At 30.9% G+C, this 13896-nt stretch carries 14 protein-coding genes; 6 read left to right on the top strand and 8 right to left on the bottom strand.

What is annotated here, in order from left to right; all coding sequences use genetic code 11:
• Nucleotides 1–3 precede the first annotated feature (3 nt).
• Nucleotides 4–597 (bottom strand): zinc ribbon domain-containing protein, encoded by a 594-nt coding sequence (locus E7Z81_RS05770; protein ID WP_292745243.1) that lies wholly within the window; start codon nucleotides 595–597, stop codon nucleotides 4–6.
• A gap of 140 nt (nucleotides 598–737) precedes the next feature.
• Between E7Z81_RS05770 and E7Z81_RS05765 the strand changes: the two genes are divergently transcribed.
• From E7Z81_RS05765 to E7Z81_RS05750, 4 genes are read left to right on the top strand one after another with little or no spacing between them, the layout of a single operon-like run.
• Complete coding sequence (locus E7Z81_RS05765; protein ID WP_292745241.1) at nucleotides 738–1892, top strand: amidohydrolase family protein; 1155 nt, start codon at nucleotides 738–740, stop codon at nucleotides 1890–1892.
• 41 nt (nucleotides 1893–1933) lie between these two features.
• Nucleotides 1934–2356: a universal stress protein gene (locus E7Z81_RS05760; protein WP_292745328.1), complete on the top strand. Its 423-nt coding sequence runs from the start codon at nucleotides 1934–1936 to the stop codon at nucleotides 2354–2356.
• 46 nt (nucleotides 2357–2402) lie between these two features.
• Nucleotides 2403–3242 (top strand): CBS domain-containing protein, encoded by an 840-nt coding sequence (locus E7Z81_RS05755; RefSeq protein ID WP_292745239.1) that lies wholly within the window; start codon nucleotides 2403–2405, stop codon nucleotides 3240–3242.
• A gap of 10 nt (nucleotides 3243–3252) precedes the next feature.
• On the top strand, nucleotides 3253–3711 hold the full coding sequence (locus E7Z81_RS05750; RefSeq protein WP_292745237.1) for a hypothetical protein: 459 nt from the start codon (nucleotides 3253–3255) through the stop codon (nucleotides 3709–3711).
• Between the two features lie 319 nt (nucleotides 3712–4030).
• On the opposite strand, the gene E7Z81_RS05745 is transcribed toward E7Z81_RS05750, so the two are convergent.
• Genes E7Z81_RS05745 through E7Z81_RS05735 form a run of 3 tightly spaced genes read right to left on the bottom strand, consistent with a single transcriptional unit; the run spans nucleotide 4031 to nucleotide 6527 of the window.
• Nucleotides 4031–4684, bottom strand: coding sequence for a TfuA-related McrA-glycine thioamidation protein (locus tag E7Z81_RS05745; RefSeq protein ID WP_292745235.1), 654 nt, complete (start codon nucleotides 4682–4684; stop codon nucleotides 4031–4033).
• Between the two features lie 5 nt (nucleotides 4685–4689).
• A complete protein-coding gene (locus tag E7Z81_RS05740) occupies nucleotides 4690–5883 on the bottom strand; it encodes a YcaO-related McrA-glycine thioamidation protein (RefSeq protein ID WP_292745234.1) in 1194 nt (397 codons plus the stop codon).
• 2 nt (nucleotides 5884–5885) lie between these two features.
• Nucleotides 5886–6527 carry a site-2 protease family protein gene (locus E7Z81_RS05735; protein WP_292745232.1) on the bottom strand — a complete coding sequence of 214 codons (642 nt, stop codon included), beginning with the start codon at nucleotides 6525–6527 and terminating at the stop codon, nucleotides 5886–5888.
• Between the two features lie 262 nt (nucleotides 6528–6789).
• Here E7Z81_RS05735 and E7Z81_RS05730 point away from each other — a divergent pair, with 262 nt between their 5' ends.
• The gene (locus E7Z81_RS05730; protein ID WP_292745223.1) at nucleotides 6790–7806 is read left to right on the top strand and encodes an aminopeptidase P family protein; all 1017 of its coding nucleotides are present in this window, start codon (nucleotides 6790–6792) and stop codon (nucleotides 7804–7806) included.
• Here E7Z81_RS05730 and E7Z81_RS05725 read toward each other — a convergent pair whose 3' ends face one another.
• From E7Z81_RS05725 to E7Z81_RS05710, 4 genes are all read right to left on the bottom strand, one after another.
• Nucleotides 7807–9669, bottom strand: a complete 1863-nt coding sequence (locus E7Z81_RS05725; protein ID WP_292745221.1) for a SpoIIE family protein phosphatase — start codon at nucleotides 9667–9669, stop codon at nucleotides 7807–7809.
• A complete protein-coding gene (locus E7Z81_RS05720) occupies nucleotides 9662–11497 on the bottom strand; it encodes a PP2C family protein-serine/threonine phosphatase (RefSeq protein ID WP_292745219.1) in 1836 nt (611 codons plus the stop codon). Before E7Z81_RS05720 ends, E7Z81_RS05725 begins: the two co-directional genes overlap by 8 nt.
• Before the next feature lie 405 nt (nucleotides 11498–11902).
• The gene (locus E7Z81_RS05715; protein ID WP_292745217.1) at nucleotides 11903–12277 is read right to left on the bottom strand and encodes an ATP-binding protein; all 375 of its coding nucleotides are present in this window, start codon (nucleotides 12275–12277) and stop codon (nucleotides 11903–11905) included.
• Complete coding sequence (locus E7Z81_RS05710) at nucleotides 12274–12573, bottom strand: STAS domain-containing protein (protein WP_292745215.1); 300 nt, start codon at nucleotides 12571–12573, stop codon at nucleotides 12274–12276. The genes E7Z81_RS05715 and E7Z81_RS05710 overlap by 4 nt, the downstream gene beginning before the upstream one ends.
• Nucleotides 12574–13016: 443 nt before the next feature.
• Here E7Z81_RS05710 and E7Z81_RS05705 point away from each other — a divergent pair, with 443 nt between their 5' ends.
• Complete coding sequence (locus E7Z81_RS05705) at nucleotides 13017–13730, top strand: DUF4013 domain-containing protein (RefSeq protein ID WP_292745213.1); 714 nt, start codon at nucleotides 13017–13019, stop codon at nucleotides 13728–13730.
• Nucleotides 13731–13896 lie beyond the last annotated feature (166 nt).

Genomic DNA, 13896 nt, shown 5'->3' with positions numbered 1-13896 from the left:
TTTTTAATTATTATACAGATATTCTTCAATATTGATACCGCAGGAAGGACACTCTTTCGCATCGATTTTTAACTTGCTTTTACATTTAGGACAATAATTTAATTGAACTTTATACTCTTTGGTTTGGTCGATAACCTTATTGACTTCAATTCTTTCGGTAATGTTGCTTTTTAAAACGCTCATGTCCCAGTCATTGTCCATCAATAGCTTTTTGTAATAAAATGCTTCGGTCATGGTATCATAATAACCGATAATATCGTCCATTCTTTTAATATAGAATCCTTTCACCTTGTGGTCAAAAAGAATTTCACCTTCCCTTTCCTTTTTGTTGAATTTTGTACCTCTTATACGGCCTTTAGGTCTTTTTTCAGGAAATGGTGGCAGTTCCATATGTTCATATTTGTTTTCGAGGTCGCATTCAACAAGCAAATCATAGTCGAAATTACAAAAAAACAGCGCGTCACGTTCATACAGTGCATCGGATAATTTCCTGAACTCTCCATAATCTTTATTGTTATGTTTAACTCTGTATACATCGCCAGTTTTTACAATATTTCTGTAGAAGTATCTTATTTCCTGAGAGTTAATAGAAATCATCTCCGTTTGCTAAAAGGGATTTAGTGAGGTTTTAAGTATCTGTGGTTTTTCAACCGTTATAGTATATTATTATTAATTTCAATTAAATAAATGTAATGAATGAAAAATTATTTTAATAAAAAAAATTAGATTCTACTTTAATGTTTACAATAGCTAACGGAATTATTTTAAAAGGTCAAAATTTAATTCCAGCCAAAGAAAATATCGTCGTTGATGATGGTAAAATCATTAATATTGGAAAAGACCTAAACGAAGGTAAAATTATTGATGTCGAAGGGGCAATTGTATGTCCTTCATTTATCAATGGCCATATTCATATTGGGGATTCAATTATTAAAGATGAAGGATATGGATTATCCTTAAGTGAAATGGTAAAGCCACCGAATGGCGTCAAGCATAAAGCCTTGGCCAATGCCAGTGATGATGAATTGATTGAAGCAATGAAACAGTCAATGTGGGACATGGTCAACTCAGGCACAACTCATTTTATAGATTACCGTGAAGGTGGACTTAAGGGAGCTAAACTTTTAAGAAAAGCCAGTGAGGATATTCCAATCAAACCGATAATTCTGGGCCGTGACGATAGTTTCTATGGTGAAGATCCTGATTTAAGTAAAGTGAAAAATGCAATCAGAAAGCTATTGAAGGTTTGTGACGGCATTGCTCCAAGCGGTTTTGGTGAAATAACTGACGATGTTGCTCGAATAATTGCCAGTGAATGTAAAAGGCAAAATAAAATATCCTCAATTCATGTGGCGGAATCAGATTCAAACCAGATTGAATCATTGGATAAATTTGGAAAAACTGAAATAGAAAAAGGTGTTGACAGTAACTTTGACCAGCTGGTTCATTTAACAAACCCCAAAAACAATGATTTGGAGCTTGTTTTAAAAGCCAATACCAATACGGTGGTATGTCCGAGGGCAAACGCCACACTTAATGTTGGGGTCTGCAGGCTGAATGAAATGTTGGATATGGGTATGACTCCACTTCTTGGAACAGATAATGTAATGTTAAACTCCCCAAATATGTTAAGGGAGTTGGAATTCACTTTAAAATTAATGTCTGTATATTATAATGGTTATATTGAACCGTCAAAGTTATTGCAGATGGCTACAACTAACGTTTGCAGACATGATGTAAATAATGTTATACAAAAAGCGGTCATGAATGAGGGTAATCTGGCTGAATTTGTTATTTTCAAATCTTTTTCTAAAAATCCTTACCTTAATATATGTAATCGTGTAGAAACGAAAAATATATTATATATCATTAATAAAAAATGTATTGTATAATATCATGGATATAAATCTATATATTATGGGAGATGTTAATGATGTATAAAAAAATATTGGTCCCTACAGATGGGTCAGAATTTGCTAAAAAAGCTCAAAAACATGCATTATTCTTAGCTAGTGTTTCTGGTGCTGAATTAATCGCTGTGAGTGTCACAGAAAATAATTTTGTTAACGGACTTCCATTGGATGATGAAGTATACCAGTTAAATCAAATCTTAAAAGAAAGATCAGAAGAGAATCTTGCAGAGTTTGATAAATTAAATGATGATGATTTAAAGATAACTCATGTAATAAAAGAAGGTTCTCCGGCCAAGTGTATTTTGGAAGTGGCAGCCGATGAAGATGTTGATTTAATCGTGATGGGTAGTTCTGGGAAATCCGGATTCGATAGATTTATAATGGGTAGTGTAGCAGACAAGGTTGTAAATTCAGCTAAATGCGCAGTACTTGTGGTTCATTAAATATTATCATTTAATTTTTATATATTTGTTAATTATAGGTGTTTATATGTTAGTTAAAAGAACAATGTCTAAAAATGTTGTAAGTGTTTCCGTACCTGGGAACCGTGAAAAAGTTTTAGACTTAATGAGAAAAGAAAACAAAGCAGTACTTCCTGTAGTTAAAGAAGATACTGATATTTTAGTAGGACTAGTAACTCGTTCTGATTTAATTAATAATCCTGATGAAGAACAAATTGCAATGTTAATGAGCAGAGACTTAGTCACAGTTAAACCTGGTGATGATGTAATTGACGCTGCTCGTAAAATGATGGAGAATGATGTTAGAAGAGTTCCTGTTGTTAATGATGATGGTGAATTAGTAGGAATCATCACCTCTTTTGATTTAGTGTCTAAAGCTTTAACTAAAATCGAAATAAATGATGCTGTTGAAAATTATATGATTACTACAGTTCCAACTACCTGGGAAAAAGCTCCATTAAATGTTGCTTTTGAAACTATGAATCAGTTTGGTTTAAAATCTGTTTTAGCATTAGATGATGATGCAAAATTATCTGGAATTTTAACTGAAACCGATTTTATTTCTGAAATTGAAATCATTTCTGAAAGAAGTGAACACAGTTCCACAGTAGGTACTGAAGGAGATAAATGGTCTTGGGACAGTACTTCCGTATTGTACATTGAGAAAAACCATTTAAAATTCACTGATAAAGTAGTAAGTGATGTTGCAGTAGGTAATGTTGAAGTAGCTAACTCTAAAACTAAAGTATCCGACTGTGCTAAAAAAATGAAATCCTTAAACATTGAACAAATTCCTGTCATTGGTGTTGAAGGAGATTTAGTTGGTCTTGTAAGAGCTAGTGATTTAATTAAAGCATTAGTGGAATAACTGTGGTATAATGGCAGTTAGTCCAGTTTTAGTAATTAAAGTCGTTGATGATAGTGCTGTTGGTGTTCGGGCAAGATTATATGATGATTTTTCCGAACATGAAATAGTTCTCAACTCTGTTCTTGCTTATTGGTGGGCTAATAATTTACCTCCAGTTGTAAAATTCTTGGAACTTTTTGAATCAGTTATTAAAAGAACTATCAACGAGTTGATACCTCATAAAGATTTAAAAATCAAATATAACATTAAGGCAGATGATGAGCTGGAAAAAGCATCTTCTATTGAAATCAATCTTATTGAAATAGAAGCGGATGAAACCGGTTTTAAAATTGACGGCAAACAATTGGTTCTTAATGGTTTGGCAAAATCTAGCGGGGATCATGAATCTAATGAATTTGTAAAAACTATCGAAAAAACTATTGAAACTCCTGATATTGTCTTAAAGAAATATCATGAAATGAAAAAATGAGTTTTGATAGATTTTTTTATTCTTTTTTTTAATGCATCTTTCTGATTTTTGATTATTTTGTCTTTTCATAATTGTTGAGATTCCGGTTAAAAATTTTCATACCCTCATATTCGTTGGACGATAAATTTAAAGAGGGTTTTTTTAAAATTCATCTATTTTAATTCATCATTATTTTGTTTAAATTTATTGATGGTATAAATTTTATCAAGTTTATCTGATTTACGGTATCTCAATTTCTTCAGAATTTATAATTTCAATTATTTTGTGTCGATGGTAATGTGGTGATGTATCTTCATAGAATGGGTTGGGGTGTGGTTGATTATTGCAAATCTTGTTTTATGGTTTTAAGAAGCTCTTTTGCATCTTCCTTTTTAATATCAACTGATTCACGAATAAAATTAATCAAAATTCCTTTTGTATCATTGTCTAAACTTGATTGTGCTAATGTCTGAGCATAATTTCTTTTAGGATAGAATGTTTTTTTAGCAATGCTTAGAAGCTCGTCTTTTTCATCGTTGGTTATTATATTCTCTTTAACAGCATTTGTAAAAACATATTTCATGTTAATTAAAGGCTCGGAAAGTGCTTCCAGGGTTTCTGAGTCAAGCATCACTGCAACGTCATCATCAGAATCAACTTCACCGCTTGCATACTGATTGTAAACATATCCTATTCCAGTCATTCCTAATGTGTCGAGCTCAGATGCCCTAAGTGCACCCATGCTTGAAGCCCCGTAGACTTTAACTCCATTCTTGATGACATTGAGAATTTCTTTATGTCCTACTGCAGAGTTTTGGTGGAATACTCCATCAATTATTCCGATAATATCTGGATTTTCTTTTAGAGCTATGGACAAATCTCCTCTTTTGATTGGCCTTTTATAAATTACTTCAATGCCATCTGCACTGTCCAAAATTTCTTTTGCTTCATCAAATGGGAGTGATAATCCAGTATATATTATAATTTTAACCATATTAATCAGACTTTTAAGAATCTATAGCCTGCACGGCTTTGATCAATTGCATACATTTCCATTTCAGGGATAATTACACGAACAACACTAACATCAATTTCAGGTCTTGTTAAGTCCACATATAATATTTTTTCAATGTCATTGGCCATTAATTCATTCTTAACGATTTCAATATCCTCTGTAATGGAATGGGTACTTTTGTTTTCAATGTCTGAAAGTGAAATTTGCTCATCTTCCTGTTTAAAGTAGTATTTATTGATTCTTTTCATACGTTCGTAACCGGCTTCACGGGCGAAATCTGCTCTGACAGTATCTTCCCGGGCACCGTTTATTTGTGTTGCTCTGCTCTGAGCCACTTCAGTCAGTGCTCTTAGGATTGCAACTTCAGGGTCCAGGTGTGTTCCCATACCTAATGTCAGCAATCCAGCATCCTTTGTAACTGTATCGTCTGCGGAAGCAGCTATTGTTGGAATGTTAATGTCTGCTGTAAAATCCATTAATTTTATTTTGATTCCTTCACTTTCAAATTTCTCTATAATTTCATTAATAACATCACTTTCAATGGAATCCAAATCGATTTGTGAGTAATTTTTATGGGTTAACTCAAAAATGCTCCATGCATCCCTTTCTATAACTTCAAACATTCCGTGCAATATAGCTTCTTCCAAAATGTTTCCGGAAGCAAGTCCATTGGTATTTGATTTGAATAGGGTTTTTGCATTATCTTTGGGATTGTATGGATGATAAACGGCATTTGTTGGAATATAATAATCTTTTTCGGAAATAATGTCACGTGCAATGCTCCACTCCAAATCCCAATCGTTAATGTCAACTCTTTCAAGGTCTTTCGGTAAATTCAGAGATTTTGGGTCGATATTGTTGTCAATATCATTTAGATTTGAGATGATGCTTTCATCACTGCTTTGCCTTTCAGCAGAATACCTTTCAAAACCTTCCATCATTGCAGATGCCTTTGCATGGTCTTTTGTTATTCCTTTTCCACCATAAATACTGACTCCACTCTCTTCAGCGGTAGGTCTGATGGCAGTATAAATAGGAAGGCCAATTCTATCCAAATCGGTAATGTCCGCAATACGGGTTATTCCTGCTGTTTTAAGTTTGTCTTCGTTAATCTCAATAGTCCTTTTTGGAGCTATTACTCTGTGAGTTCCCTTGAAGTATGTTATTTTTTCGCTCATTTTTAAAATCCTAAAATCATTCTAACTATATTTTCAACACCCATTGTCATTGACATAAATGTTAATATTGCCGCAATTGCGATTGTAACAATCCAGATTCCAAAATTCCAGGCCAATACTTTTGATCCGTCCAGGTTTCCGATAGGCAATAAATTGAAAACAGCAAGGAAACTGTTGATTGAATATCCTACGGAGCAGATAATAAATATTAATGCTGAAGTTCCGGAATAAAATGCAGAAGGATAAATAGCTGTAGATATTCCTAAAAAGACCAATGCTAGTATAATGTTGACAATAGGTCCTGCAATTGATATTTTACCGTTGATTTCATCAGTCATATAATTTGCATATGTGTAAACTGCACCAGGTGCAGCAAATACAAATCCGAAAAATGATGTGATAAGTGCAAATATTAATCCCTGTGGCCATAATTTGAATTCTGCCCAGTATCCATATTTCATGGACACGAATTTATGTCCAAGTTCGTGTAGAATGAAACCGGCACCTACACCTACCATGACTATTGGCAATATGGATAAGACTGCATTTGCATCTCTTCCAGCGTTAGCAATTGAAAAACAAAGGGAAATGATGATAAATGCAATTATCAAATCTCGTATTTCACTACTTGTAAATTTAAACATAATGTTAAAATATCTATTTTGAGTTTAATATAATTATCTTTTTAAGGGGTATAAATTAAAAATCAATAGTTTTAATTTCCATTAAGTCAGGTTAAATAAATATTTGATTTAGCTAAAAAATCATTAATAAACTTAAATCCTATTTTAAAGTGACGTATATTAAAGATACTATAAAAACAACTGTTAATGTAATCCGTGAAGTTATTTGTCTTTTTCTTTTTCATACTAATTTTTTTATAATGCTTTTTCTAAATTATTTAACATGGACTTACATATTGATAACATTTTAAAAGATTTAAAAAAAGATGATTTTCAAGCTTATTTATTGACCGGATTTACAAATGTGGAATATATATCAGGATATAAACCAACCAGTTTTGCATTTTGCGTGATTAAGGACAATCCAATTATCTATGCTTCAGGAATGGATATGGAATTGGCCAAAAACACATCTTCAATTGAAGTAAAAGAGTATGAATCATATGACATTATGATTAAAGAGCTGAAAGAGGATGGAATAAAAAGTTTAGCTATCGAGCCGACACTTCCTTTCAGTACTTTTGTTCGTTTCAGAGATGACTTTAAAATAGATGCTAAAACATACATTGACAAGCAGCGTATGATTAAAACTCCCGATGAAATTGAAAAGATTGCTAAAGCAACTGAAATTGCTCAAAAATCATTCTTGCAGTTGGATATCTTGAACAACCCTAACACCGAAAAGGAAGTTGCTTTTGATTTGGTCAGGTATATGATTGAAAATGGAGCTTCAAAGGAATCATTTGACACAATAGTTACAAGTGGCGCTTCCTCAAGTTTGCCTCATGCAATTCCTGAAGCTAAAAAACTGGACCAACCGATATTGATTGATTGGGGAGCTATTTTTGAAGGGTACTGTTCTGACAATACCCGTACAATGGTTTATACTGAACGCCAGCAGGAAATATGGGATATTGTTGCCGAAGCACATGACAAGGCAATAAAAGCAATAAAACCGGGTCTTAAATGTTGTGAAATAGATAAAGTTGCACGTGATGTTATTTCAGAATATGGTTATGGTGATAAATTCATACATTCCACAGGCCATAGTTTGGGACTTGATATTCATGAAACTCCAGGATTCTCTCTTCGTGATGATACAGTAATAGAAGAAGGGATGGTTATTACAGTAGAGCCAGGAATCTATTTGGAAGGTGAATTTGGAGTGCGTCTGGAAGATACCATTGAGATATCAAGAAAAGGTAATGTGATTGGTGATTTACCATTGGTAATTGATTAATCATTTTCTTTTAATAATGAACATGGTGGTATCGTCGAATTGAGCATGATGACTGCAGAATTCGCCAATATCATCATCAATTGATTCTATAATGGTTTTTAAATCGTCATCTTTATGTTTATTCAATATATTTTGGAGTCTTTCATCACCATAAAATCCATTATAGTCATCATTAGCTTCTGTCACTCCGTCTGTGTATAAGAATAGTGCATCTCCGGGATTTATTTGTATTGTTTCAGTTTTATAGGGCATTTCTTCCATGCATGCTAGAACCAATTCAGGTTCTGTTTTCAAATACTCGAAGTTTCCATTATTTTGTTTAATTAATGGAGGGTTATGTCCTGCATTGATAAATGTCAGTTTTCCTGTTTTGATATTGAGTTTTCCAAGCCAGCTTGTGACAAAAAGATACTCTTCATTACCTTCGCAAAGTTTATTATTTACATCATAAACTGCTTTTGAGAGATCTTTGTAATGGGTTACATAATCCTGAATCAGAGTCATGGCTTTAGCCATAATCAATGCTGCAGTTATTCCTTTTCCGCTCACGTCTCCAATGACAAATCCGATGTTTTCATCATCGATTTTAAAGTAATCATAGAAATCTCCTCCCACTTCACGGGCGGCTTTCATCATCCCCCAAACGGAAAAATTCTCATTTTCACAGAATTCTTCAAAATCAGTTGGAATCATTGAATATTGAATTTCCCTGGCTAATTTGAGTTCTGTTTCATATTTTTCTTTTTCACTTGTGACTTTGACTAAATTTTCACTGTAGCTAATCAAATCTCCTTCCATTTTTATCAATGAATCTGATAATATTTTTATTTCATTATTAACGGTTATTGTATTCAAATTCTTTTTTAACTTCTCAATATCATCATAATCTTCTATATCTGCAGATAAAAATTCTGAAAATTTTTTAATAGGATTTAATACTCTTTTTTCTAAAAATAATATATAAATAATCATTGGAATTAAAAATGGGAGGAGTATATTTCCTAAATCGAATAGGTAACTTATAAAAGGGTCGATTTCCACGTTGCTTTCAATATAAGTAATATGATTCAGTGAAGTTGTGATAAGTAGGGTTAAAATTAAAATGACTATGAATATTGAAACGCATATCTTATAAAATGTGTTTGGTTTTACAGTATTGGATATTGCAAAAACCTCTTCGTCATAAGGTTTAATTAAAAATATGGCTAAAAATAATGTGGATAGTATTGTTAAAGTCAAATTAATGGGTTCATAGAATATATATGAATATGCGAAGATAATCACTGGGACCAATAAAAATATGTAATATGCTTTATCGGGCATTAATCTTTTAATTTGTTTTTTTGGTGAATAACAAGGTATTTTGGCGTAGTGGAGAAGAGGTATTGCAAAGATTGTTAATATGAATGAAAGAATAATTGTGAAATAGACTGAAATTATGCTCTCATTGATTGTCAATTCATTGTATAAAACTCCAAATGAAAATAAATAGACTATAACAGTTATAATTAATAACTTGATAAAATTAATTGCTCGATTTATGTTAGGGACATCATGCCCATTATTATTTAGGATGGAATACCAAAGTTTCCAAGGCAGTATTCCAAAAATAAATGTCATTGCCGCATTGAATAGTATAATTGGGATGTCTGTTGTTTGGAAATAAATAATCTCAAATGCGATTTCTGTTAATGTAAATCCTAAAACAGCATATGGGCCAAGGAATATGCTTAACACTGGAATAAAAGTATATTCTATGGGAATGGGATAATTAAATGCATTCACGATTGATATCCCAATAATGGTCAGAACCATGGAAAATAAAAAGATTCCTTTTCGGGATTTGAAAATCCTATTAATCATCACCTTCACCTCCGGTATACCTTAAAAGAAGCATTGTAATATCATCAAACTGCTCTTGGTTATTACAGAACTTACTTAAATCCTTAATTATTTCATTAATGATTTCACTTAACTTTTCATCTTTATGTTTATTAAGTATTGCTTTTAAACGTTCTTCTCCATAAAATTCTTTATAATTGTCATTAGCTTCAGTCAATCCATCAGTATATAAGAATATCATGTCGCCATAATTTAAATTCAATTCATATTCTTCATAGGGCATTCCTTCCATCAATCCAAGAACTAAATTTGCAGAGGAATTCAGATATTCAAATTCTTCATTGTTCTGTTTTATTAATGGAGGGTTATGTCCTGCATTGACATAGGTTAGTTTCCCTTTATCTAGATCTAATTTTCCAATCCATGATGTGATGAATAGGTTTTCTTCATTTCTTTCACATGCAGCATTATTAACGTCTTCATATACTTGTGAGAGTTTGTCCCTAAATTCAGATTTGTTTCTGATTAAATGCATAGTTTTTACCATAAATAATGTTGCGGGCATTCCTTTACCGCTTACGTCTCCGATAACAAAATTGATGCAATTTTTATCAGTATTAAAAAAGTCATAGAAGTCTCCGCCAACTTCTTTTGCGGCGCTCATGAATCCATGTATTTCAAATGGCTTGTTATTGGAAAATTCATTAAAATCTTTTGGAAGCATGCTGGTTTGAATATTGCTTGCAATATTCAGTTCGGTTTCAATTCTCTCTTTTTCTGCGGTTGTGGTTTCAAGATCATTCAGATTTTCGTTTATAAGTGTTTTCAATTTCATGAATGATTTAACAAGCATTCCAATGTCATCGTCAGGTTTTATATATTTGTCGAGTTTAAAATCCTTCTTATTTTCTTTTTCATGTTCCTGATATTCTTTTGTTGAATCAATCAATTGATAAATAGGGTGTGTAATGCTTCGGTCAACATAGTAAATATGGAGAATTGAAAGTAATATGACGACAATGCTTGAGATTGCAAGGATAATCATTAGCAAAAAGTCAGAATTTACATATGGGAAAATAAAATTTATGATGTTTTTAAAATTACTGTAATTAAAAATCAGAGTAATACTCAAAATTAACATAAATATTAATATTATTTCTTCAATAATTGAATAATTGAGGGTTACTACCTCAATAGTTTCATCTCGTCGGTTTAAACAGAATAATATTATAAAAATTATACATATCATGAAAAAAATGTTGTTTAGATATGTATTGTGTATAATTGATAATCTGTCAAGAAGCAAATAGGTTCCTGAAATTAAAGCGATTATTACATAGTATTTATATGGAATATTTATTGGTGAATCAAATTTTTTCGGGGCCTGTAATGGAATTTTAAGGATATTAAAACTGCTGATGAGTATAAGTCCAAATATTATGGAGAATGTAAATATATTGACTATGTAAGCGATTCTTGTTATGTTTCCGGATAGAGGATACGCCAGTTTCATATATGGTGTTGCCAATAATGAAATATTTATCAGAATCCAATATACAATAGCCATTATTCCAATTATGGCTATGAATTTTAAGACATTGTAAATGGAGTCAAATCTAGGTGTAGTTATTTTGTGTCTTTTAAATGTAGTGTACCATAGTTTGTATGTAAAAATGGAAATGAAAAACATTATTGAAAAATCAATAAAACTTTCTATAGGCGGCAGGCCCTGGTAAAGTTCTCCAACCAATGTGGCTAATGCCTGACCTAATGCCCCATATGGTCCGAACATCAGTCCAAAGATAGGTGAAATCCATAAATCTCCTAATAAATATTCGCCTGTTATCATTTGATGTTCGAAAAAATAAAAGAATATAAGTTCCACGCAAAATGAGAATATAAAAATGAATTTTTTATTAGTAAACAATCTTTTAATATTTCTATCTTTGAACATTATGGTTATTTATTTAATTTATTGTTATATTAAATTTAACATTTTTAGCTAATTTTTACAAGGTGTATTGATTCAGATATTAGATAAATTTAATATTGTTTGGAATTTCATTTTAATTAGTTTGTTTTATTTATGTCTGTTATTTTAGTTAAAAAATAGATTATTATGGTTATCTGTTTTTAATGGTGATTTTAGTATTAGGCGATACAATACCTAATATTTGGGGGCAGGTACTCTTTGTTTGAGTGATTTGGAGTATTGTTTGGGGATTTAAAATGTAATTGTGAATCTTATGAATTATTATACATTTTTAACAATTTTCAAATGATTTTCGTTATTCACGTATTTGTAGTTTAATTCATCTGAGATTTCTTTTGTTAACATAATCCCTAACCCTCCAATTTCTGCTTCATCAATGTTTTCGGGGAGTTGTGGATTTTCTTTTAAAAGAGGATTAAATTCAATTCCATTGTCAATAAATTCCATTGTTAATGTTGGTTTTTTAAATTCAACATTAACTTTGATGAAATCAGTTTTTGAGTATTTGACAATATTGACGAATATCTCTTCAACAATTAGACTGACTTGAAAATTTTCTTCTTCGAGTTCATTTGAAATAAACTCATTTAAAGTGTATAACTCTTTTAATTCTGGTTTTAATGAAATGGAGTTCATTCTATCTCTAATATTTTATCAAACCCGGACATTTTAAATATTTCATTAATTGTGTCATTAACCTTTTTGATAGTCATTGGAATGTTTTCAGGTTTTAATTTCTTTTGTGTTGCAATTAAAACACGCAATCCTGCACTTGAAATGTATTCTAGGTTGGAAAAATCAATAATCAATGAATCGAATTTACCCATTTCGTCAAGTATTTCATTTTCAAAATCTGGTGCGGTTACAGTATCAATACGATCTCCAACTTTAATTGTCAATTCTTTTCCATTATAATTTTTTGTAATGTCCATTTGAATCACTAATTTTTATATTGTATTTTTATTTTTTTAAATATTTTTGTTATATGTTATTTGATTAAAATTTATCTTCTATTGTTATTTTATTATTTTGTTCAACTTATCTTAAAAATCTTTTTCATTTTTAAGGGATTAATTTGGAAAATAGGAGTATAATATGTATAATGGTGTTTTTGTGATTAAAAACTTGAATTCAAACAATCAGCATTATTTGTATGTTCATCAAATTAAAAGTTATGGATGTGCTTATGATAAAAAATTATATATTTTTTTTTAAAATTCATTGAATAAAACCTTGTTTTTTCATTAATTTTTGTTAATTTTAAATAAATTTGAGATATAAAAGTTCTATTTTTAAAAACATTTAAATATTCTTCTGAATATAACTAATTATAACTCAAAGTTATGGAGTTTATCAAATTAAAAGGTGAATTAAAATGGAATTAGGTGAAATAATTAGCGATGCTTTAGTTTATCCACTTCATAACATTAAAGCATTGGTAATATATATTATTTTAGGTATTATTTTAGGAATAGCTATTGCAGGTACTGTTAGCGGTATCATGTTTGGAAATATGGCTAAAAATGTATTTGCAGTTATCGGTTCTGGTACTATAGGAATCATAATAGCTTTAATCATTGGATTCGTTATCACTGGTTATGAATTGGACATTATTAAATACGGTATTGAAAAAAGAAATGATGCTCCTGGCATTGACTTCATGAGACAATTTATCAATGGGGTAAAATATTTTGTTGTAAATATTGTTTATATGATTATCCCAATCATCATTGGTGCAATTTTAGCAGTAATCTTCCAGCACTGGTTATCTGGATTAATTTCTATTATTTTATCAATAATTTTCTCATTTGCATTAATGATGGGTCAATGCAGATTAGCTAAAACCGAAGATTTAGGATATGCATTATCCATTGGTGAAGCAGTTGGAGACCTTTCAAAAGTAGGAATTTTAAAAGTAATTGTATTCGTAATCCTTGTCGTTGTCATATCATTTATTTTATTATTCGTTGTAGGTTTAATCGGTCAATGGAATAATATTGTTGGAGGAATATTGATGGGTATCTTAGGTGTTTATCTTGTTTTCTTCAACGGTAGGGCAACCGGTTTATTATACTCTGATGTAAATTAAACCTATTTTTTAAAGAGATACTGACGTATAACAAATAATTAGGTGAATATTATTTCACCATCTTTTTTTCTTTTTCAAAGCATTCTCATAGAATATTCTTACATTAATATATCATTTTCTATTTGGAATTTCTATGGGGTATGGATTTAAGCAGATTTTTAACAAA

The organism is Methanobrevibacter sp. (genome assembly GCF_015062935.1).
In the GTDB taxonomy this organism is placed as follows: domain Archaea; phylum Methanobacteriota; class Methanobacteria; order Methanobacteriales; family Methanobacteriaceae; genus Methanocatella.
This window is presented reverse-complemented; position numbering and strand designations above follow the sequence as displayed.

Coding starts and splice junctions, on each gene's coding strand:
- E7Z81_RS05740 (WP_292745234.1), bottom strand. CDS start 5,883: ATGAGCGAAAAAATAACATACTTCAAGGGAACTCACAGAGTAATAGCT.
- E7Z81_RS05770 (WP_292745243.1), bottom strand. CDS start 597: ATGATTTCTATTAACTCTCAGGAAATAAGATACTTCTACAGAAATATT.
- E7Z81_RS05715 (WP_292745217.1), bottom strand. CDS start 12,277: ATGAACTCCATTTCATTAAAACCAGAATTAAAAGAGTTATACACTTTA.
- E7Z81_RS05720 (WP_292745219.1), bottom strand. CDS start 11,497: ATGATAACAGGCGAATATTTATTAGGAGATTTATGGATTTCACCTATC.
- E7Z81_RS05705 (WP_292745213.1), top strand. CDS start 13,017: ATGGAATTAGGTGAAATAATTAGCGATGCTTTAGTTTATCCACTTCAT.
- E7Z81_RS05750 (WP_292745237.1), top strand. CDS start 3,253: ATGGCAGTTAGTCCAGTTTTAGTAATTAAAGTCGTTGATGATAGTGCT.
- E7Z81_RS05755 (WP_292745239.1), top strand. CDS start 2,403: ATGTTAGTTAAAAGAACAATGTCTAAAAATGTTGTAAGTGTTTCCGTA.
- E7Z81_RS05760 (WP_292745328.1), top strand. CDS start 1,934: ATGTATAAAAAAATATTGGTCCCTACAGATGGGTCAGAATTTGCTAAA.
- E7Z81_RS05710 (WP_292745215.1), bottom strand. CDS start 12,573: ATGGACATTACAAAAAATTATAATGGAAAAGAATTGACAATTAAAGTT.
- E7Z81_RS05765 (WP_292745241.1), top strand. CDS start 738: ATGTTTACAATAGCTAACGGAATTATTTTAAAAGGTCAAAATTTAATT.
- E7Z81_RS05735 (WP_292745232.1), bottom strand. CDS start 6,527: ATGTTTAAATTTACAAGTAGTGAAATACGAGATTTGATAATTGCATTT.
- E7Z81_RS05745 (WP_292745235.1), bottom strand. CDS start 4,684: ATGGTTAAAATTATAATATATACTGGATTATCACTCCCATTTGATGAA.
- E7Z81_RS05730 (WP_292745223.1), top strand. CDS start 6,790: ATGGACTTACATATTGATAACATTTTAAAAGATTTAAAAAAAGATGAT.
- E7Z81_RS05725 (WP_292745221.1), bottom strand. CDS start 9,669: ATGATTAATAGGATTTTCAAATCCCGAAAAGGAATCTTTTTATTTTCC.